Here is a 21,979-nt window from a genome sequence, read left to right as displayed (position 1 = left end):
TGCACTTCTAGCTCAGTTGGTAGAGCAGCTGACTCTTAATCAGCGGGCCCAGGGTTCGAGTCCCTGGAAGTGCACCAAAAGAAGCGAGCATCGAAAGATGCTCGCTTTTCTTTTGGTCCACTTCCCCCCTTCGGGGGCGGCTTCACCGTTCGCGCTGTGGCGCTCCGGTTCAGCTCACAGGGCATTTCCGGCAAAAAGAGTGAGCCCCGATCGAGCGGTGCCTCTGATTTGCTCCATATTCTGCCGTTTGACCGATATAGATTTTTAGGACAAAATATATAATTTGTCCTGGAATAGGACAGTTTTGGCCGGTTGTACCGTGAAAAATGAGGTGCTATTTGTTACGCTATAAGTTGGTATGGTCGATTATTTTGGAAAGGACGGCGGCTATGGACGTATCGGATTACTCAAACGAGCTGCAAACGTATTTGCTGGGGCATGGCGATGATCTTCTGGCGCACATCATCCAGTTTAATGAATTGATGATGCGCTATCAGGCGGCCATCAAGGAAGTGAGCACCAAGCTGGAGATCCTGAAAAGCGACTTTCAGCTGCGCAACCAGCGCAGCAGCATCGAGAGCATCCAGTCCCGGATCAAAAAGCCTGCCAGCATTCTGAAAAAGCTGAGCAGCCGGGGGATTGAGGTCAATCTGGAAACCATCCGCACCCAGCTGAGTGATGTGGCTGGAATTCGCGTGATCTGCCCCTTTATCGATGATATCTATCAGGTGGCGGAGCAGCTTGCCATCCAGGACGATATCCGGGTTTTGCGGGTGAAGGATTACATCCAGAACCCCAAACCCAACGGGTACCGCAGCTACCACATGATCCTGGAGGTCCCGGTCTTTTTTATGGACAACAAGGAGCTGATGCAGGTGGAGGTGCAGTTCCGCACGGTGGCCATGGATTTCTGGGCGAGCCTTGAGCATCAGATCAAATACAAAAAGGACATTCCCGATGCGGAGGAATTGGTGCGGGAGCTGAAAAGCTGCGCGGATACCATTGCCGAAACGGACCGGAAAATGCTGGAGCTGCGCCGCCGGATGGAGCAGCAGAAGGGCGGACAAACCGAAAAACGCCCCCAGGAATTTCCGGAATAAGGGCCGGAAAAGCCGGAGGGCGGGCAGGACTTATTGAGGCTTGGCGTTGCCGCCTTGCTGAAGAGCGATCAGCTTGTCGAAAATTTCGCCGGAAAGCAGGTCCTTCAGCATGTGAACCACCGGCTCCGGGTCGCCTTCCATGCCGTTTTTGGCCCAGTTGGAGATCACTCCGGTGAGGCCGAAGGCATAAAAGCGGGAGATGGTGCGGATCTGCCCGGGTGTGAGAAACTGCTCACCCCCGGCGTTTCGCAGAAGGTTCTGGGTCAGCTGCACATAAAAATCCATCAGACATTCGGAAAAGCTGTTCTGCCCCTGGATGTGAAGCACCTTCCGGTAAAGGGTGCGGTTGTCCTGCAGATAGCGGCACAGCGCCAGCAGGTCACCGGCCCAGCTGTCCATGGACTGGGACTCCCCGATGATCGGTGTGATCTCGGAATAAAAAATCCAATTGATCACGTCGTATTTGTCCTTGAAGTGGTAGTAAAAGGTGTTGCGGCTGATGTGGCAGTGCCGGGCGATCTCGCCCACAGAGATTTCCTCAAAATCCCTGGTCTGCAAAAGCTCTTTGGTCCCCTTTGCCACCATGTATTTGGCGAATCCGGCAGTGGACATGATGCTCGCCTCCAACGCATATTTGCTATGCATCATTATAGCAAAGGCGGCAGGGGCTTTCAATGCGGCCGCCCCGCAAGCGGGGCAGGCAAACGGAATCAAACGGAACGGAGTGAAGGATATGAAATTGGGTCTGGTTGATGTGGGCGGCAGCCTGCGCAGAATTTATGCGGCCGGTGTGCTGGATTACTGCATGGATGAGCACATCGTTTTTGACTGCTGCGTGGGTGTTTCGGCGGGAAGCGCCAACACGGCCTCCTATCTGGCGGGGCAGCGGGGCAGAAACTATAAGTTCTACTGCGAATACGCCTTTCGCAAGGAATACATGAGTCTTTCCAATTATCTGAAGCACCATTCCTACATCGACATGGACTATGTGTACGGGACTTTGAGCAATGCCGGCGGCGAGTATCCGCTGGATTACCGGGCCATTCGGGAAAACCCCGCCCAGCTGTTTGTGGTGGCGCAGGAGACGGTCAGCGGCAGAGCGGTGTACTTCACCAAGGAGGATATGGCGCAGGACCATTATCAGATTTTCATGGCCTCCTCCTCCATCCCCGGGGTGAATAAGCCTTACTCCATCGCCGGGCAGCTGTATTACGACGGCGCTCTGGGCGATCCGGTACCGGTGCAGAAGGCCTTCGACGAGGGCTGCGACCGGGTGGTGCTGCTGCTCACAAAACCGGCAGCTGTGCCCCGTGAGCCGGGCCGCGACCCCATGCTGGCCAAGATGATCCAGCGCCGGTATCCGGCCTCGGCAGAGAACCTGCGCAACCGGGCAAACCGCTACAACCAGGAGGTGGCCGCCGCAAAGGAATGGGAGAAGGAGGGCAAGGTGCTGATCGTCTCGCCGGACGATACCGAAGGTGTGAGCACCCTGTCCAAGGAACGGGAGGCGCTGGACCGGCTGTACCACAAGGGCTACCGGGACGGCGAGCGCATTAAGACCTGGCTGGGTCTGGAATGACGGAATAAAAGCATCGGGGCAGCCCGGCACCGCTTCGGCGGCGGCCGGGCTGCTTTTTTGCTGGTGCGAAACAAGGGAAAAGCAAGATTTGGCGGCGGGCGAAAATTCCAGTTTTATGGTATGATAAATAAAAGAACCACGAGGGAGGTGACGCGCGTGAAAGAGGACCGGGCCATCCACCGGCGCATTTCGGAATATGCCTGTGCCGAGCCGCAGGCGCTCCGGCGCGATTTTCAGATCACAAGCGAGGGCTACGACCCCTGGCAGGTGGAGGACAGCCGCCGCCGCTGGGGCGCCAACGTGGTGGCGGGCCGCCGGGCGGACACGGTGTTCTACCGGCTGCGGCGGGCCTTTGTGACCCCCTTTTCCATGATATTGCTGGTGCTGGCCGCCATCTCCTTTGTCACCGATGTGCTGCTGGCCTCCAACTTCAGCCGGAACCTGACCACCGTGTTCATCGTGCTGGGCATGCTGCTCATCAGCGGGGCGGTGCGCTTTGTGCAGGAGCTGCGGGCCAAGCGGGTGGCGGACCACCTCACCGGCATGATCGCCACCCGGGTGCGGGTGCTGCGGGCGGGCCGGTGGACCGAGCTTTGCTCCACCGAGCTGGTGGTGGGCGACCGGGTGCGGCTGGCGGCCGGGGACCGGGTGCCCGCGGACATCCGCCTCACCGAAGCGAAAGACCTGTTCGTCTCCCAGTCGGTGATCACCGGCGAGAGCGGCGTACTGGAAAAGCGGGCCGTCACCCTGCGCCCCGGCACCGCAAAGACCGCCGCCGATTACGAGAACGTGGCCTTCCTGGGCTCCACCGTGATGGGCGGCTTTGGCGAGGGCATCGTGCTGGCGGTGGGGGCCGATACGGTCTACGGCGGCTTTTCCGCCGCGGGCGCGGAGCGGAAAAACGGCTTTGACCGGGGCGCGAATTCCATCGCCTGGGTGCTGATCCGCTTCATGGCGGTGCTGATCCCGGTGGTGTTTGCCGCCTGCGGGCTGACCAAGGGCAACTGGCTGTCGGCCTTTCTGTTCGCTTTGTCGGTGGCGGTGGGGCTCACCCCGGAGCTGCTGCCCATGGTGGTGAACGCCTGCCTGGCCAAGGGCTGCGCGGCCATGGGCAAAAAGCAGACGGTGGTCAAGACCATCAACGCCATGCAGGGCTTCGGCAGCATGGACCTGCTTTGTGTGGACAAGACCGGCACCCTCACCGGCGATGCGGTGGCGCTGGAATATTACATGGATGTGCTGGGCAACGAGAGCGGCCGGGTGCTGGAGCTGGCCTATCTGAACAGTCGGTACCACACCGGGGTGCAGAACCATCTGGACGACGCCGTCCTTCGCTGCCGGGAAATGCCCGGCCAGCAGGAGCGGTTCGAGAGCCTGGCCCGTCGCTGCCCCAAGCTGGATGAGCTGCCCTTTGATTACGAGCGGCGGCTGGCGGGTGTGCTGGTGGGCGGAAAAGAAAACCTGCTTATCGTGAAGGGCAGTCTGGACGAGGTCTGCCGCCGGTGCAGCCATGTGGAATACAAGGGCCGGCGGCTGCCCATGGGGCCGGATGCCGCCGCCAGCGTGCATGCAGTGGCGGACGAGATGCTGGAGGACGGCATGAAGGTGCTGGCGGTGGCCTGCAGGCAGATGGAGGGCCACACCGCCCGCCCGGAGGATGTACAGGAGCTAACCCTGCTGGGCTATCTTGCCTTTTTCGACGCGCCCAAAAAGACCGCTGCGGCTGCGGTGGCCCGTCTGCGGGAGCTGCATGTGGGGGTGCGGGTGCTCACCGGTGACCAGAAAAGCGTGGCGGTGTCCATCTGCAAGCGGCTTGGCATCGACGCGGACCGGGTGCTCACCGGCCCCGAGTTGGATGCCCTGAACGAGAACGACGCCACCATGTGCATCGAGCGCACGTCGGTGTTCGCTGAGCTTTCGCCCAAGCAGAAGGCGCGGGTGGTGGCGGTGCTGCGGGCCAACGGTCATACGGTGGGCTTTCTGGGCGACGGCATGAACGACCTGCCCGCCATATTGGAATCCGATGTGGGCATCTCGGTGGACACGGCGGCCCAGGCGGTGAAGGAGGGCGCGGACGTGATCCTTTTGAAAAAGGACCTGAACGTGCTGGGCGAGGGCATTCTGGAGGGCCGCAGGGCCTTCTGCAACCTGTCCAAATACATCCGCATCACCGCCTCGTCCAACTTCGGCAACATCGTTTCCATCGTGATCGCCAGCGTGCTGCTGCCCTTCTTCCCCATGACGGCGGTGCAGCTGCTGCTTTTGAATCTGCTGTACGACCTGCTCTGTCTGGCGCTGCCCTGGGACCAGGTGGACCCGGAGGCCTGCGCCCGGCCGCTGGAATGGTCTGGCCGCACGCTGGGCCGGTTCATGCGGTTCTTCGGGCCGTTAAGCTCGATTTTCGACCTGCTTACCTTCGCCTGGCTCTTCTTTGTGCTCTGCCCGGCGGTGTGCGGGGGCGGATTTTTCCAGCTGGCAGAGGAGGCCCAGCGGCTGCGGTTCATCGCCCTGTTCCAGACCGGCTGGTTCCTGGAATCCATGTGGACCCAGGTGCTGATTCTGCACCTGCTGCGCACCGCGAAGGCGCCGTTTTTACAGAGCAGGCCCTCCCGGCCGGTGATGCTGGTCACCGGGCTGGGCATCGTGCTGTTCACCGGCCTGACCTTCACGCCGCTGGGACGGCTGATCGGCCTGACCGCCCTGCCGCCGGTGTACTTTGCCTTTTTGGCGGCCATGGTGGCGCTGTACCTGTTGCTGGTGAGCCTGGCCAAGGGGCTTTACCGGAAAAAATACCGTGAGCTGATCTGAGAAAGGAGGGGTCCGCTGTGAAAAAGAACATTGGGTTCGCCGCGCTGGATCTCTCCCTGGCGGACTGGCTGCGGGAGAAGCTGCGGCTGAACGCACCCGACACCCCCGCCGCCCGGGAGCTGCTGGAGGGCATCGAGGAGCTGATGAGCGGCCGGGCCGACAGCCTGATGCTGGAGCTGGCCGAGGGCACCCCGGCGGCTGTGCCGGAGGGGGTGCTGCACTGCGGCGCGCTCTCCATTGACCAGCGGCTGCGGCGGGTTGTGCGGTACGGGCAGGAGATCGCCCTCACCCCCAAGGAGTTCGACATCCTGTATTTTCTGGCCCGCAACCGGGGCGAGGTGTTCACCAAGGAGCAGATCTACCAGGCAGTGTGGGAGGACGACTACCTGCTGGACGACAGCAACATCATGGCCTTCATCCGCAAGCTGCGCAAAAAGATCGAGCCCAACCCGGACGCGCCGGAGTACATCCTCACCATCTGGGGCATCGGTTATAAGTTCAGCGACCGGCTTTAAGTGCCGAAGCAATCAAATAAACAAAGGCAGCGCCGCGCAATCCCTGCAAAATGGAATTGCGCGGCGTTGTTTTTTAATTCTTACCCAATCGCAAGGAAATCGCAAGGGTTTGCCCATGGGATCTTCCTTGCGATTTTTGTATGATGGAATCAGCGAACGGAAGCCGGTGTTGTTTTCTTATGGCACACCGGCGAAAGCCCGCATTCCCAACAACGAAACGAAAGGAGGCGGCGGTATGGATTCCGACGGCAATCCCCGAAGGTACAGAGCATCCCGGGCGGCGGGTCCGAACGCGCCACGCCCCGTGCTCTGACCGCTTTGTTTGAACGGAAAGGAGGAATGAGCAATGAACTACAACAAGAAAAACGCGGCGGCCCGGCAGGCTGCCGAAAAAGCACGCATCCGCCAGGAGGCAGGCCGCCGCATCCAGGACGCGGCGGCCTGCCCCATCCCGGATGTGCTGCAGGAGCTGAACACCACCCTGCGGGGCCTGAACGAGCAGGCAGTGGTCCGCAGCCGCGCCCGCTACGGCGCGAACCGGGTCACCCACGAAAAGCGGCAGTCGCTGGCAAAGCGGCTGGCCGGGGCCTTCATCAACCCCTTCACCGCCATTCTGTGCTGCCTGGCGCTGGTGTCCATCATGACCGATATGGTCTTCCCGCTGTGCTCGCTGTTCGGCGGCACCCCCGAGGACTTCGACTGCCTGACCGTGGTCATCATCCTCACCATGGTGCTGATCTCCGGCACTCTGCGCTTTGTGCAGGAATCCCGCAGCGGCAACGCGGCGGAAAAGCTGCTGGCCATGATCACCACCACCTGCACCGTCACCCGGCGGGAGCAGGAGCTGGCCGAGATCCCGCTGGACGAGCTGGTGGTGGGCGACATCGTGCATCTCTCGGCCGGGGACATGATCCCCGCCGACCTGCGCATTCTGGAGGCCAAGGATTTATTCCTCAGCCAGGCCAGCCTCACCGGCGAGAGCGAGCCGGTGGAAAAGACCGCCGCGGTGAGCGAGCCGAAGGAGACCATCACCGACCACACCAACATCGCCTTCATGGGCAGCAGCGTGGTCTCGGGCAGCGCCACGGCGGTGGCGGTCTGCGTGGGTGACAACACCCTGTTCGGCTCCATGGCCAGCGCGGTGGCGGGCGAGGCGGTGGAGACCAGCTTCACCCGTGGGGTGAACGCGGTGTCCTGGGTGCTGATCCGCTTCATGCTGGTGATGGTGCCGCTGGTCTTCTTCATCAACGGGCTGACCAAGGGCGACTGGCTGGATGCCTTCCTCTTCGGCATCTCCATCGCGGTGGGCCTCACCCCCGAGATGCTGCCCATGATCGTGACCACCTGCCTGGCCAAGGGCGCGGTGTCCATGAGCAAGAAAAAGACCATCGTCAAGAACCTGAATTCCATCCAGAACTTCGGCGCCATCGACGTGCTCTGCACCGACAAGACCGGCACCCTCACCCAGGACCAGGTGGTACTGGAATACCACCGGAACCTGAACGGGGAAGAGGACACCCGGGTGCTGCGCCATGCCTATCTGAACAGCTATTTCCAGACCGGCTACAAAAACCTGATGGACCTGGCGATCATCCGCAAGACCGAGGAGCAGGAGGCCGCCGACCCCCGGCTGCTGGACCTGTCCGAGCATTATGTGAAGGTGGACGAGATTCCCTTCGACTTTGCCCGCCGCCGCCTGACCACCGTGGTGCAGGATAAGACCGGCAAGACCCAGATGGTGACCAAGGGCGCGGTGGAGGAGATGCTGGCGATCTGCAGCCACGCCGAGTGCGACGGCACGGTCCAGCCCCTGACCGGGGAGCTGCGCCGCCGCATCCTGCAGGCGGTGGACGAGATGAACGACAAGGGCTTCCGGGTGCTGGCCATCGCACAGAAGAGCAGCCCCGCCCCGGCGGGGGCCTTCGGGGTAAAGGACGAGCAGGACATGGTACTGATGGGTTATCTGGCCTTTCTGGACCCGCCCAAGGAATCCACCGCCGCCGCCCTCCGGGCATTGAAGGAGCACGGCGTCACCGCCAAGATCCTCACCGGCGACAACGAAAAGGTCACCCGCACCATCTGCCGCCAGGTGGGGCTGAAAGTTCGGAATATGCTGCTGGGCGCGGATGTGGCCCGCATGAGCGATGCGGAGCTGGCCCGGGCCGCGGAATCCACCGACGTGTTTGCCAAGCTCACCCCGGACCAGAAGGCCCGGGTGGTGGCGGCGCTGCGCTCGAACGGTCACACCGTAGGCTTCATGGGCGACGGCATCAACGACGCGGCCGCTATGAAGGCCGCCGACATCGGCATCTCGGTGGACACCGCCGTGGATGTGGCCAAGGAGTCGGCGGATGTGATTTTGCTGGAAAAGGACCTGATGGTGCTGGAGCAGGGCATCATCGAGGGCCGCAAGACCTACGCCAACATGATCAAGTACATCAAGATGACCGCCTCCTCCAACTTCGGCAACATGTTCTCGGTGCTGGCGGCCAGCGCGCTGCTGCCGTTCCTGCCCATGATGAGCGTGCAGCTGATCGTGCTGAACCTGATCTATGATCTCTCCTGCACCGCCATCCCCTGGGACAATGTGGACGAAGAGTTCATTGCCCGCCCCCGCAAGTGGGACGCCTCCAGCGTGGGCAGCTTCATGCTCTGGATCGGGCCCACCAGCTCCATCTTCGACTTCCTCACCTACATCTTCATGTACTTCGTGTTCTGCCCGCTGTTTGTCTCCGGCGGAGTGCTGTACAACGACCTGGCCAATCATTTCAGCGGCCCCCAGCTGGTGCAGATGCAGGCGGCCTATCTGGGCATGTTCCAGGCGGGCTGGTTTGTGGAATCCATGTGGAGCCAGACTCTGGTCATCCATATGATCCGCACCCCCAAGCTGCCGTTTATCCAGAGCCGGGCCTCCGCTCCGCTCACCCTGGTCACCCTGGCGGGCATCACCGCGCTCACCATCATTCCCTTCACCTCGCTGGGAACCCTGCTGGGCTTTGTGGCCCTGCCGCCGCTGTACTTTGCCTTCCTGATCCCCTGCATCCTGCTGTATATGGCGTTGGCCACCAGTCTGAAAAAGGCCTATGTGCGCCACTACGGAGAACTGCTTTGATGTTATGCTGAAAGGAGCGATTGCCATGACCCTGACCATGAACTGGGCCGCCGTCTGGATGCGGCTGTTCGGCACCACCACCCTCTGGGGGCTGGATCTGGGCTTCTGGGCGGCGCTGGCCGCCGTGGCGTTGATCGTGATCGCCATGAACCTGGTGTTCTGGGGCATGAAGCCCGCCGCACCCCGGCCCGAGCAAAAGGAAACCATGTAAAGTAAACCGCCCGCCCCGAAAAATTCCGGGGCGGGCGGTTTGCTTGTTTGCAATCAGGCGTGGGGGTAAAAATCGCTCACGGTGTTGGTCACCAGCCGGAAGGTGAGCTGGGCCATGTGCTGGGGGCTTTCCTCGCAGCCCCGGCTCAGCCAGTCCTTGATGAGGCCCACGCCTCCGGCCACGCAGTAGGCGTAGGTGTATTTCAGATCGTCCATCCGCTCGGGGAAGGCCTGGCGCAGCGCAGCCAGGCTGTAGTGGGAGAGCATCTCCTCAATGCGGTGCAGAAAGGCGATGTCGCCGTGGGGACCCAGCAGAGCGGCGCAGATCTCCCGGTTTTCAAACAGGATGGCAAAGATGTCCTCGATGAAGGGGAAGCTGTTTTCGTTGAAGGGGCTCACCGGATGGGTGCGGATGGTGTGCAGGATCTCCTCGAACAGCTCGTTCTCCACGCTTTCCAGCATATTGTAAATATCGGTATAGTGCAGATAGAAGGTGGAGCGGTTGATGTCCACCAGGTCCACCAGCTCCTTCACCGTCACCTCGTTCACGCTCTTCTGGGCCATCAGCTGGGCAAGACCGTGGCGCAGCTGGGCTTTTGTGCGGCGGATGCGCCGGTCCGGCTTTTTTTCCATGGGTGCGCTTCCTTTCATTTGTAAAAGATTTGTGACTGTTCAACACAACACGACGCAATGTCTATTAATAGATACTGCGATGCAAACTGTCGGTTGTATTCGATTTCTTTGCTTAGTATAATTCTCCTTGCAGGAAAAAGCAATACTACGACGAATAAACAACACAGTATTGATTTTCTGAGAGAGATCGAGGAAAGGAAGCGATTTTTTCGTTCTATGCTGAAAAATGAATGGAAAAAGCTGCTGAGCAACAAGCTGATGCTGGTGGTGGTGGTGGCCATCGTCGCCATTCCCACCATCTACACCACTCTGTTTCTGGGCTCCATGTGGGACCCCTACGGCAGCGTGGAACACCTGCCGGTGGCTCTGGTGAATCAGGACCAGCCGGTGGAATACGAGGGCAAGACCCTGGATGTGGGCGCCGAACTGGTGGACAGCCTGTTGGAGGACGCCTCCCTGGACTTCCACCAGGTGAGCGAGGAGGACGCGGCCAAGGGGCTGGCGGCAGGGGATTACTATATGGTAATCACCATCCCCGAAAACTTCTCGGCCAACGCGGCCACCCTCACCGACGATCAGCCCAAACAGATGGAGCTGAACTACGAGACCAACCCCGGCACCAACTACATCGCCTCCAAGCTGAGCGAGACCGCCATGAAGGAAATTCAGGCCAGCGTGCGGGAAGAGGTGACCAAGACCTACGCCGAGACCATGTTTGACCAGCTCACCGAGGTGGGCGACGGCATGCAGGAGGCGGCGGACGGCGCGGGCGAGATCCGGGAGGGCGCAGACAAGCTGGCGGATGGCAACAATACCATCCGGGAGAATCTGCAGCTTCTGGCGGACAGCACCCTGACCTTCCGCAGCGGCAGCCAGACCCTGACCGAGGGCCTTGCCCAGTACACCCAGGGCGTGCAGCAGCTGGCGGACGGCGCGAAGAAGCTGGACGACGGCGCAAAGCAGCTGAAGGACGGCGTGGACCAGCTGGGTGCTTCGGCCCCGGCACTGGCCCAGGGCGTGAGCGCGCTGAACGACGGCGCGGCCCAGCTGGCCCAGGGCACGGCCCAGGCCAAGACCGGCAGCGACAGCCTGACCGCAGGCGCGGCCCAGGTGGACGACAATCTGAAAACCCTGAACGAGGGTCTGAGCCAGCTGCAAAGCCAGACCGCGGCTCTGCCGGATTCCGCCTCGGCGCTGGATGCGGGCGCAGCCCAGGCAGCTGAGGGCGCGAAAGCCCTGCAGCAGGGCGCGCAGGGCCTGGCCGCAGGCGCGGACAAGGCCAGCCAGGGCGCAGCCGCTCTGAATCAGGGCCTGCAGACCCTGAGCGGAAAATCCGAGGAACTGAACCAGGGCGCGGCCCAGCTGAAAAACGGACTGGATGCTCTGGCGGCCGCAGCGGGCGGCTCGGATGTGTCCGGCAGCCTGACCGCTCTGGCCGGGCAGCTGAACGGCGCGGCTCAGGCCGCGCAGGCAGGCGCGGTGGCTCCGCAGGACCCGGCGGCTCTGGCCCAGACCATCGCGGACAATACCGCCGCCGCCCAAAGCGGCGATCAGAACGCAGTGAATGCTCTGATCGCGGCGGCCAATGAGCTGGCCACCGTGGCGCAGCAGGATTACAACGACGCAAACACCGCCAACGCAGCCCGGGATCAGGCCGCCCAGGCTCTTGCCGGCGCGGCCGGTGCGCTGGCCAATGCAGCCGGCGGTTCCGGCTCCGGCGACCTGAGCGCGGCCCTCGGCCAGCTGCAGCAGGGCGCGGCTCAGCTGCAGACCGGCCTGTTCGCCTACACCGCCGGTGTGGACCAGGCGGCTGCGGGCAGCGCGGCCCTGACGGATGAGACCACCGGCCTGCCCGCTCTGAACGCGGGGGCACAGCAGCTCTCGGCCGGGTGCGATTCTCTGGTGAACGGCCTTGCCCAGCTGCAGGGCGGCACCAGCCAGCTGGCCCAGCAGGCACCCCTGCTCACCGGCGGCATCGCCCAGGCGGCCAGCGGCGGTGCGGCTCTGCAGCAGCAGGGAACCGCGGTGCTGCGCCAGGGCGCGGCCCAGCTGAACAGCGGCCTGGACGCTCTGGTCACCGGCAGCGGCAGCCTGAAGGACGGCATGAGCAGTCTGAACGGCCAGCTGCCCGCCCTCACCGACGGCGTGGGCCGTCTGCAGCAGGGCACCAAGGACCTGAAGGACGGCACCACCCAGCTGGTGACCGGCGCGGATACCCTCACCCAGAACAGCCCGGCTTTGAATCAGGGCGCGGCCGCCCTCACCGACGGCGCGGGCCAGATCCAGAGCGGCGCCCAGCAGCTGGCGGACGGCAGCGGCGAGCTGGCCGACGGCATCGACCAGCTGACCGACGGCGCAAACACCCTCGAGACCAGCCTGGCGGACGGTGCACAGGAGATCCGCTCCACCAACACCGGCGACGCGGTGGTGGATATGTTCGCCGCCCCGGTGGTCTCTGAGGAGACCCAGCTGACCCAGGTGCCCAACAACGGGCACGCCATGGCTCCCTACATGATGTCGGTGGCCCTGTGGGTGGGCTGCATCGCCTTCAGCCTGATGTACCCCCTCACCGAGTACGCGGGCAAACTCAAGAGCGGCACCGCCTGGTGGCTGAGCAAGGCCTCGGTGCTGTATCCCATCGCGATTTTACAGGCGCTGGTGATGGTGGGCGCGCTGCACGCCATCAACGGCTTCGACCCGGGCCGCATGGGCCAGACCCTGCTGGTGGCCTGCGTGGCGTCCATGACCTTCATGTCGGTGATGTACTTCTTCACCAACCTGCTGGGCAAGGTGGGCAGCTTTTTGATGCTGGTCTTCATGGTCATCCAGCTGGCCGGTTCGGTGGGCACCTATCCGCTGGAGCTCTCCGGCTCCTTCGTGAAGTACCTGCATGACTGGGTGCCCTTCACCTACACCGTCACCGCCTTCCGCCGCGCCATCTGCGCCGGCGAGGACGTGACCGGCTGCCTTGCCTACCTGGCGGTATGGCTGGTGGTCTTCACCCTGCTGACCATTCTGGTGTTCGCGGTGCGCGCAAAGCGCATCAAGGCCGAAAAGCCCACCCTGATGGTCTGGCTGGAGGAGCATCGCCTGGCCTGACCCGGGTATCAAAAATCTTCTCCCGCTCCCCTTAGCCGGCGTTTGCCGGTTCCAAGCCCTGTTTTGTGCAAAACTGCACGAAGCGGGGCTTTTTTTGCACGAAATGCAAAAAATCAGGGGAGTGCATTGGCGAAATTGATAAAAATATTAAAAAACAGAAAAAACTTTTGCGAGAAAAGAGAATCTTTTTGATATAAGACAGAAGATTTTTCTATCGTTTTTGCGCCCCAAAGGCGGTAAAATTTACCACAGAGAAAGCATCCTGAGGGATGCGAAAATGTACGGCACAAGAACCGAATCCAATCACAGGAGGAAAACGAAAATGAAAAAGAAACTCGCGCTGCTGCTGGCTTCCGTAATGGCCATTGGTATGCTGGCCGGCTGTGGCGGCGCTCCCGCTTCCACCGCTTCCACCGCTTCCACCGCAACCTCCGGCGGCACTTCCACCGCCACCTCCACCGAGGGCGGCACTGCCACCGCCACCAGCGACCTGCAGGTGGATGTATTCTACTATGACTTCTCCGATATCTACATCTCCAGCGTGCGCGCCGCCATGGACGAGCAGCTGAAGGCCATGGGCATCGAGCCCAAGAACTGGGATGCCGCCGGCAGCCAGCCCACCCAGACCGACCAGGTTAAGACCGCTATCACCGCCGGTTCCGACCTGCTGATCGTGAACATCGTGGAGACCTCCACCTCCGACCCCGCCAAGGACATCGTGGAAGCTGCCCGCGCTGCGGACATCCCCGTGATCTTCTTCAACCGCGAGGTTGCCGACAACGAAGTGATCAACAGCTATGAGAAGTGCGCCTTTGTTGGCACCAACGCTCCCGACGCCGGCCACATGCAGGGCGAGATGATCGGTGAGTACCTGCTGGCCAACTACGACGCAGTTGACCTGAACGGCGACGGCACCATCTCCTACGTTCTGTTCAAGGGCCAGGAGGGCAACGCTGAGGCCGAGGCCCGCACCCAGTACGCTGTGGAAGACGCCAACAAGCTGCTGACCGAAGGCGGCAAGCCCGAGCTGGCTTACTACGACGCCAACGCCACCACCAAGTACCTGGTTGATACCGCCGGTAAGTGGAGCGCCCAGGCTGCCAACGACTACATGGTTTCTCTGCTGGGCTCCTACAACGAAGGCAACAACAACATGGTTGAGCTGATCATCTGCAACAACGACGGCATGGCCGAGGGCGCTATCTCCGCTCTGCAGAACGTTGGCTACAACAACGGCGAAGGCACCACCATCATCCCCGTATTCGGCGTGGACGCCACCGACTCCGCCAAGGCTCTGATCAAGGCCGGCAACATGACCGGTTCCATCAAGCAGGACGCCGTGGGCATGGCCACCACCATCAACACCCTGGTCAAGAACGTACAGGACGGCGCTGACCTGATGGCCAACACCGACCAGTTCGTGGTGGACTCCGACGTGGATAAGATCCGCGTTCCCTACCAGATGTACGACGGCACCTCCGAGGACTAATTTCTCCCGGATCCTTTGTGCCTGAAACCTGACCGGCAAGGCGGGGCTGCCAGGCGGCAGCCCCGCTTCGCCCTGACAAAACCACCGCTTCGGGCGCGGCCCGGAAGGCGGGCTGTGGCCGAAACGGTGGTTTGCGACCGCGAGAGGAGGAAAATTATGGACAAGCCGGCCCTGCTGGAGATGCGCAGCATCTGCAAGGAATTCCCCGGCGTAAAGGCGCTGGATAACGTGGACCTGACCGTCCGCCCCGGCACCGTACATGCCCTGATGGGCGAGAACGGCGCGGGCAAATCCACCCTGATGAAATGCCTATTCGGTATCTATCACCGGGATGCGGGCACCATCAAGCTGGATGGCAAGGATGTGGACTTCAAGAGCTCCAAGGACGCGCTGGAAAACGGCGTGGCCATGGTGCACCAGGAGCTGAACCAGGCGCTGACCCGCAGCGTGCAGGATAACCTGTGGCTGGGCCGCTACCCCAAGGTAGGCGGCATCATGGTGAGCGAGAGCATCATGGCAAAGGAGACCAAAAAGATCTTCGATACCCTGGAGGTCACGGTCAACCCCAAGGCCATCATGTCCACCCTGCCGGTTTCCCAGCGGCAGATGGTGGAGATCGCCAAGGCGGTTTCCTACAACTCCAAGATCATCGTGTTCGACGAGCCCACCTCTTCGCTGACCGAAACCGAAGTGGAGCATCTGTTCCGCATCATCAACATGCTGCGGGACAAGGGCTGCGGCATCATCTATATCTCCCATAAGATGGAGGAGATCCTGCGCATCAGCGACGACGTGACCATCATGCGGGATGGTCAGTGGGTGGCGACCCGCCCCGCCAAGGAGCTGACCATGGACGAGATCATCCGCCTGATGGTGGGCCGCGAGCTGACCAACCGCTTCCCCGAGAAGACCAACAAGCCCGGCGACGTGATCCTGGATGTGCAGCACATTTCGGGCAAATACACCCGCCTGAAGGACGCCACCTTCCAGCTGCGCAAGGGCGAGATTCTGGGCATCGCCGGTCTGGACGGCTCCGGCCGCACCGAGGTGCTGGAGAACCTGTTCGGCGCCATGACCCGTGAGGGCGGCACCATCACCCTGCACGGCAAGCCCATCCGCAACCGTACCCCCAAGGAGGCCATCAAAAACGGCTTCGCACTGCTCACCGAGGAGCGGCGGGCCACCGGTATCTTCGGCATCCGGGACATCAAGGAAAACACCGTGATCTCCAGCCTGAAGGATTATCTTGTGGGCGGCTTCTACTTAAACGACAAAAAGATGAAGGACAACACCGACTGGGCCATCCAGGCGATGCACATCAAGACCCCCAGCCAGCACACGCAGATCCGCTCGCTGTCCGGCGGCAACCAGCAGAAGGTCATTCTGGGGCGGTGGCTGCTCACCAAGCCCGAGATCCTGCTGCTGGACGAGCCCACCCGCGGCATCGACGTGGGCGCGAAATACGAGATCTATCAGCTGATCATCGATCTTGCCAACGAGGGCAAGGGCGTTATCATGGTCTCGTCGGAAATGCCCGAACTTCTGGGCGTGTGCGACCGGATTCTGGTCATGTCCGGCGGGCAGGTAGCCGGTGAGGTGGACGCCCGCACCACCACTCAGGAAGAGATCCTGACCCTGGCTGCCAAGTATGTGTAAAGAGGAGGAACCGACCCATGAGTAATTCCACCAAGGAACTTGCGCTGAAAACAAAGTCCATCACCCCCAAGCAGGTGGGCAACGCGCTTTTGAACAACGCCCTCATCATCATCATGCTGCTGGTGGCCGCATACGTGGCCGTGACCCAGCCTTCCTTCCTGGCTCCCAACTCGCTGATCAACCTGCTGTCTCTGACGGCGGCGTATCTGCCCGTTGCGCTGGGCATCGCCGGATGCATCGTGCTCACCGGTACCGACCTGTCCGCCGGCCGTGCGGTAGGCATCACCGCCTGTGTGGCGGCCTCCCTGCTGCAGGCCACCGACGCGGCCAATAAGATGTGGCCCAACATCGGTACCCTGCCCATCCCCCTGGTCATCCTGATCGTTGTGGCCATCGGTGCGGCCATCGGCGCCTTCAACGGCTTCTTCGTGGCCAAGTTCAAGCTGCATCCCTTCATCGTTACCCTGGCTACCCAGCTGATCCTCTACACCATCCTGCTGCTGTACGTCCAGCAGGGCAACAACAAGGGCATGGCCATCTCCGGTCTGTCCGCCGAGTACCGCAACTTCGTTGTGGGCAACCCCCCGCTGTTGAGCTTCGGCAACATCCAGATCCCCAACTACGTGATCTACGCGGTGCTGCTCACCATCCTCATGTGGTTCATCTGGAACAAGACCACCTTCGGTAAGAACATGTTCGCTCTGGGCGCCAACGAAGAGGCCGCCCGCGTTTCCGGCGTAAACGTATTCGCCACCACCATCGCCGTATTCGCCCTGGCGGGCGCCATGTACGGCTGGGCCGGCTTCGTTGAGTCCGCCCGTATCGCTTCCAACACTGCCAACACCGGCGTGAACTACGAGCTGGACGCCATCGCGGCCTGCGTCATCGGCGGCGTATCCTTCGTAGGCGGCATCGGTAAGATCAGCGGCATCGTGATCGGCGTTATCATGCTGCGCCTGATCTTCGTGGCTCTGCCGCTGGTGGGCATGGACCAGAACCTGCAGTACGCCATCAAGGGCGGCATCATCCTGTTCGCCTGCGCACTGGATATGCGGAAATATCTGGTCAAGAAATAATCCTTTTGTGCACACACCGCCGGGCCGCTCCGACCCGGCAGGAAAGGGGCGGCTGTCCGGTAAAACGGGCGGCCGCCCTTTTTCCGTTTATAATGGAAGGGCAGCCAGATCCTGCCAAATATGATATACTGTTCTAAGGCGGCACCGCACAATTTCGGGTGACGCCCTGAGCAAGAGAAACAATCTCTGGAGGAAAGAAAATGGACGGATACCGCATCCTTTTGGTGGATGACGAGGAAGAGCTGCGGGCGGGCATCCGCCGCCGCATCGACTGGGCGGCGATGGGCTTTGTGCTGGCCGGGGAGGCCGCCAACGGCCAGGACGCATTGGAGCTGGCCGAGCAGCTGCGGCCGGACGTGGTGCTCACCGACATCAAAATGCCCTTTATGGACGGCCTCACCCTCTGCCGCCGCCTGAAGCAGCAGCTGCCCGCGGCGCGGCTGGTGATCTTTTCCGGCTTCGACGAGTTCGACTATGCCCGGCAGGCCATCGGCATGAATGTGTTTGAATACCTGCTCAAGCCCATCACCTCGGTGGAGCTGAGCGATGTGCTGGTGCGCCTGAAGCGGGATATGGACGAGGAGCGGGTGCGCCGTCAGGACATGGAAAAGCTGCGCCGCAGCTACGAGGAAAACCTGCCGGTGCTGCGCGGGCTGTTCTACACCCGGCTGCTGGGCGGTCAGTTGAAGCCCGGCCAGATCATGGAGCGTGCCGCCCGCTATGAGATCGAGCTTTCCGGCAAAAGCTGGGCGGCGGCCCGGGTGCATGTGAGCAATCTGGGCGACGACCCGGACGAGCTGATCCTGCTGTCGCTGCAGAATTTCTTTGTGGAAAATACCGAGCTGCCCGGCTGCCAGCTGCACTGGTGTCTGTACGACGATGACCTGGCGGTGATCGCCGCCTTTGAGGGCGAGGCCGCGGTGTATGACCTGCTGCGGGAGCTGGAGCGGGTGCGCGCTCTGGCCGAGACTCTGCTGGGGCTGCGGCTCACTGTGGGCGTGGGCCTGGCGGTGGAGACGCCGGGCCAGCTGGCCGCGTCGGTTCAGGGGGCCAAAAGCGCGCTGGACTACCGGTCCATTCTGGGGCCGGGGAGAACCCTGTACATCGGGGATCTGGAGCCCCGGGGCGCGGCGGCACTGCCCTTCGACGCAGCGGCCGAGCGCCAGCTGGTGAACGCGGTGAAGCTGGGCACCCCGGAAAAGGTGCGCCGGTTCACCCAGGGCTGGCTGAGCCAGGCAAAGAGCGACAGCTCCATGAGCCAGATGCAGTGCTTCTTTCTGGAGCTGGTGGCCTGCCTGATGCGGCTGGCCCGGGAGGCGGAGATCCCCCAGGAGGAGGTGTTCGGCCCGGGCTTCACCGGCGCGGTGCGCATCTCGGATTTCAGCGGCCCGGAGCAGCTGGGCAGCTGGGTGGAGGAGCGCTGCCTGCACCTGCAGGAGCTGCTGCGCCGCCAGCGCAGCTACGCCGCCGCCCGCACGGTGGACAAGGCCCGGGAATTCATCGCCGAGAACTTTTCCAACAGCGACCTCTCGGTGGAAATGCTCTGCGACCATCTGCATCTTTCCCCGGCCTACTTCTCCACCATGTTCAAGCGGGAGACCGGCATGAGCTTCACCGCCTATGTGACCAAGGTGCGCATGGAGGCCGCCGCCGAGCGGCTGCGCACCAGTGAGGAAAAAACCTATCTGATCGCCGAACAGACCGGTTATCTGGACCCGAACTATTTCAGCTACGTGTTCAAGCGGTACTTCGGCACCAGCCCCTCCAAATACCGGGCCGCGGGCCAGCAGGGGCAGTAATTTCAACGAAAAGGGGGGCAGCCTATGCTGCTTCGGGCGCTTCGGGAGCTGCGGGGCCGGTTCTCCCGCTCCTATGAACGAATGAGCATCCAGCGGGTCATCTCGCTCACCTTCACGGCAGTGGCGGTGGCGGGCGCGCTGTTCATCGGTCTTTCCATCACCCTGCGGTATTCGGCGGTGAACCAGAAGATGCAGGCGCAGGCCAGCCAGCAGGTGCTGGCTCAGGTGAACCTCTCGCTGGACAACCACCTGCGCCGGATCATGCGGGTGTCGGACACGGTGTATTACCGGCTTTTGAAAAACGCCGATCTGGCCGAGGGCCTTCCCACTCAGAGCCTGTCGCTGCTGTATGAGGAAAACCGGGACTCGCTGGTTTCCATCGCGGTGTTTGACTCCAAGGGTCAGCTGGTCACGGCGGCCCCGCTTTCCGAGCTGAAGACCAGTGCCGACCCGGCGGGGCAGGAATGGTTTTCCACCGCTCTGGGCCAGATCGAGAACGTGCACTTTTCCACCCCTCACGTGCAGAATCTGTTCCAGACCGCGGACGGCAGCTACCATTGGGTGATCTCGCTGAGCCGTCAGGTGGAATTGACCCGGGGCGGCGCCAGCGAGAGCGGCGTGCTTCTGGTGGACATGAGCTTTTCCGGGGTGGAGCAGATCTGCCGCAATGCCAGCATCGGTATGGACGGCTACCTTTACATCGTGGACGCAAACGGCGAGCTGATCTACCATCCCCGCCAGCAGCTGATCTACGCGGGCCTTGCCCAGGAGAACAACCTGGAGGCCGCCGCCCTCAGCGACGGCACCCACTGGGAAAACTTTCAGGGGGAGCGGCGGCAGGTGACGGTGAAAACCGTGGGCTATACCGGCTGGAAGCTGGTGGGCGTGGTGCCGGTGCAGGGTCTGGCGGTGACCACCGCCCAGTTCGTGCTGTTTGCGGCTTCTGTGCTGCTCTTTTCCATCTTCCTGTTGGTGTTCGTGAACGGGCGGCTCTCCGCCCACATCGCCGAGCCCATCCGCCGCTTGGAGCAGGCGGTGCGCCAGACCGGCAGGGGCGGCGAGATGCCCCAGGTGCCCGAGGAGGGCTGCTACGAGGTGCGCCGGCTGGAGCACTCCATCCGGTCCATGGTGTCCACCATGCGGCATCTGATGGACGATGTGATCCAGCAGGAGGAGGACAAGCGCCGCAGCGAGCTGGAGGTGCTGCAGTCCCAGATCAACCCCCATTTTCTGTATAACACGCTGGACTCGGTGATCTGGCTCACCGAAAGCGGCCGCTACGAGGATTCCATCCGCATGGTCACGGCGCTGGGGCGGCTGTTCCGCATCTCGCTGAGCCGGGGCAAGCGGGTCATCCCGCTGGACAGCGAGCTGGACCACGCGGGCTACTACATGACCATCCAGCGCATCCGCTACAAGAACAAATTCACCTTTGAAATTATCCGGGAAACCGACACCGCCGGCCTTTACTGCCTGAAGCTGATCATCCAGCCCCTTCTGGAAAACGCCATCTATCACGGCATGGCCGCCGAGGACGACGACGGCCGCATCACCGTGCGCCTGTGGCGGGAAGGGGAGGACATCTACATCGATGTGACCGACAACGGTCTGGGCATGCCGCCGGAGGTGGCGGCCAGCCTGCTGGACGAGAGCCGCCCGTTGCCCGCCAAGGGCTCGGGCATCGGGGTGCGCAACGTGCACCGGCGCATTCAGCTCGCCTACGGGCCCGGGTACGGGCTGGAGTTCCACAGCGAGCCGGATGAGGGCACCACCGCCCGCATCCATCTTCCGGTGCTGACCCAGCCGGAGGAGGGCACAGGGAAGGAGGCAGAGCGATGAAGCAGAAAGGATACCGGGCCTGGCAGATGATCGTGCTGGGCCTGCTGGCCGCTGCCATGGTGGTGAGTCTGATGATCCCCGAATCGCTGCTCAGCCCGCCCGGCCCGGGACGGGTGGAGATCTCCATCCTGCTGCGCCAGGGCGACAGCGGGGTCTTTTCCACCGCCCGGCAGGGCATGGAGCAGGCTGCCGAGGACCTGGGTGCCGAGCTGCGCTTTCTGACGGTAGAGGCAGAGGGCGGCGGCATCAGTCAGGTGGAGCTGCTGCGCCGTCAGGCGGACATGGATGTGGACGCGGCGGTGGTCATCCCGGCGGACTGCGCGGCGCTGGAGCAGCTGCTGGACAGCTGGCAGGGCCTGCCGGTGGTCACGCTGGAATCCCGGGCGGAGGGCGCCCGGGCCTTTGTGGGCACCGACGACGAAGCAGTGGGCCGGATGCTGGCCCGGCAGGTGGCCGCAAGCTGCCCGACCTCCGGCCGGGTGCTGCTGGTCAATGCCTTCCCCGGCTGCGCGGGCCCGGCCCGGCGGCTGGAGAGTGCAAAAGCTGAGCTGGAGGCGGCGGGCTTTGCGCCTGAGGTCTGCGATGAACTCATGGCGGAAGCGCTGGAGGGTGCCGCCGCGGTGCTCTGCTTCGAGCCGGTGAGTCTGGAGCAGGCCGCCGCGCTGGCGGCTCAGCGGGAAGACCGGCCGCTGGTGTACGGGGCGGGGGTATCCGCCTCGGTGGTGGCCTCGCTGGAAAACGGCGGCATTGCGGCGGCGGTCGCCTGGAGCGATTACGCGGCGGGCTACCTGGCGGTGAGCCAGGCGGCGGCAGCTGCCCGGGGCGAACCGGTGGAAAGCCAGACCCTGCCCGTGACCCTGGTGAAGGAAGGAGAAACCTATGACAAGGATCATCAAAAGCTGCTCTACCCGGTTTTTTCGTAAGGCAACACCGCATAATTCACGCCCCGAGGCTCAGGCGGCGTATCGCGCCAAAAATTTCCGCGATATTTTCCAAAAATGCTCGCCAATCCACAAAGGATTGGCTGCGCTTTTTGGTTCATCTCGCAAAAAATTTTTCCGGCA

The 21,979-nt window shown here is 62.4% G+C and carries 15 protein-coding genes and 1 tRNA gene; 14 read left to right on the top strand and 2 right to left on the bottom strand.

The window, feature by feature from the left end:
• Position 1 precedes the first annotated feature (1 nt).
• Together B5F28_RS02315 and B5F28_RS02310 are read left to right on the top strand one after the other, a co-directional pair.
• Positions 2-77, top strand: a tRNA-Lys gene (locus tag B5F28_RS02315).
• A gap of 312 nt (positions 78-389) precedes the next feature.
• Complete coding sequence (locus B5F28_RS02310) at positions 390-1,100, top strand: GTP pyrophosphokinase (RefSeq protein ID WP_087292947.1); 711 nt, start codon at positions 390-392, stop codon at positions 1,098-1,100.
• Positions 1,101-1,130: 30 nt separating this feature from the next.
• Here the strand turns inward: B5F28_RS02310 and B5F28_RS02305 are convergent, their stop codons facing one another.
• Positions 1,131-1,712 carry a TetR/AcrR family transcriptional regulator C-terminal domain-containing protein gene (locus B5F28_RS02305; RefSeq protein ID WP_158097489.1) on the bottom strand — a complete coding sequence of 194 codons (582 nt, stop codon included), beginning with the start codon at positions 1,710-1,712 and terminating at the stop codon, positions 1,131-1,133.
• 121 nt (positions 1,713-1,833) lie between these two features.
• Between B5F28_RS02305 and B5F28_RS02300 the strand changes: the two genes are divergently transcribed.
• The 5 genes from B5F28_RS02300 (at position 1,834) to B5F28_RS02280 (ending at position 9,325) form a co-directional block, all read left to right on the top strand.
• Positions 1,834-2,679, top strand: a complete 846-nt coding sequence (locus B5F28_RS02300) for a patatin-like phospholipase family protein (RefSeq protein WP_087292943.1) — start codon at positions 1,834-1,836, stop codon at positions 2,677-2,679.
• Between the two features lie 156 nt (positions 2,680-2,835).
• Entirely contained in the window at positions 2,836-5,487 is a 2,652-nt protein-coding gene (gene mgtA, locus B5F28_RS02295) for a magnesium-translocating P-type ATPase (RefSeq protein WP_343212730.1), read from the top strand.
• Between the two features lie 17 nt (positions 5,488-5,504).
• Positions 5,505-6,002 carry a winged helix-turn-helix domain-containing protein gene (locus B5F28_RS02290; protein WP_087292939.1) on the top strand — a complete coding sequence of 166 codons (498 nt, stop codon included), beginning with the start codon at positions 5,505-5,507 and terminating at the stop codon, positions 6,000-6,002.
• Positions 6,003-6,348: 346 nt separating this feature from the next.
• The gene (gene mgtA, locus B5F28_RS02285; protein WP_087292937.1) at positions 6,349-9,114 is read left to right on the top strand and encodes a magnesium-translocating P-type ATPase; all 2,766 of its coding nucleotides are present in this window, start codon (positions 6,349-6,351) and stop codon (positions 9,112-9,114) included.
• 25 nt (positions 9,115-9,139) lie between these two features.
• Positions 9,140-9,325, top strand: a complete 186-nt coding sequence (locus B5F28_RS02280) for a hypothetical protein (RefSeq protein ID WP_143424669.1) — start codon at positions 9,140-9,142, stop codon at positions 9,323-9,325.
• A 53-nt stretch (positions 9,326-9,378) separates the two neighbouring features.
• Here the strand turns inward: B5F28_RS02280 and B5F28_RS02275 are convergent, their stop codons facing one another.
• Positions 9,379-9,957, bottom strand: a complete 579-nt coding sequence (locus B5F28_RS02275) for a TetR/AcrR family transcriptional regulator (protein ID WP_087181746.1) — start codon at positions 9,955-9,957, stop codon at positions 9,379-9,381.
• Between the two features lie 216 nt (positions 9,958-10,173).
• Between B5F28_RS02275 and B5F28_RS02270 the strand changes: the two genes are divergently transcribed.
• From B5F28_RS02270 to B5F28_RS02240, 7 genes are all read left to right on the top strand, one after another.
• On the top strand, positions 10,174-13,056 hold the full coding sequence (locus B5F28_RS02270; protein WP_158097488.1) for a YhgE/Pip domain-containing protein: 2,883 nt from the start codon (positions 10,174-10,176) through the stop codon (positions 13,054-13,056).
• 322 nt (positions 13,057-13,378) lie between these two features.
• A complete protein-coding gene (locus tag B5F28_RS02265) occupies positions 13,379-14,545 on the top strand; it encodes a galactose ABC transporter substrate-binding protein (protein WP_087292932.1) in 1,167 nt (388 codons plus the stop codon).
• 153 nt (positions 14,546-14,698) lie between these two features.
• Positions 14,699-16,201, top strand: coding sequence for a sugar ABC transporter ATP-binding protein (locus tag B5F28_RS02260; protein ID WP_481808385.1), 1,503 nt, complete (start codon positions 14,699-14,701; stop codon positions 16,199-16,201).
• A gap of 17 nt (positions 16,202-16,218) precedes the next feature.
• On the top strand, positions 16,219-17,277 hold the full coding sequence (locus tag B5F28_RS02255) for a galactose/methyl galactoside ABC transporter permease MglC (protein ID WP_058963882.1): 1,059 nt from the start codon (positions 16,219-16,221) through the stop codon (positions 17,275-17,277).
• A gap of 200 nt (positions 17,278-17,477) precedes the next feature.
• The gene (locus tag B5F28_RS02250) at positions 17,478-19,076 is read left to right on the top strand and encodes a response regulator (RefSeq protein WP_087292926.1); all 1,599 of its coding nucleotides are present in this window, start codon (positions 17,478-17,480) and stop codon (positions 19,074-19,076) included.
• Between the two features lie 24 nt (positions 19,077-19,100).
• Positions 19,101-20,915 carry a sensor histidine kinase gene (locus tag B5F28_RS02245; RefSeq protein WP_087292923.1) on the top strand — a complete coding sequence of 605 codons (1,815 nt, stop codon included), beginning with the start codon at positions 19,101-19,103 and terminating at the stop codon, positions 20,913-20,915.
• Entirely contained in the window at positions 20,912-21,838 is a 927-nt protein-coding gene (locus B5F28_RS02240; protein ID WP_087292920.1) for a sugar ABC transporter substrate-binding protein, read from the top strand. Before B5F28_RS02245 ends, B5F28_RS02240 begins: the two co-directional genes overlap by 4 nt.
• The last annotated feature ends 141 nt before the right edge of the window (positions 21,839-21,979 follow it).

Source organism: Gemmiger sp. An194 (assembly GCF_002160145.1).
Taxonomy (GTDB): Bacteria; Bacillota; Clostridia; order Oscillospirales; family Ruminococcaceae; genus Allofournierella.
This window is presented reverse-complemented; position numbering and strand designations above follow the sequence as displayed.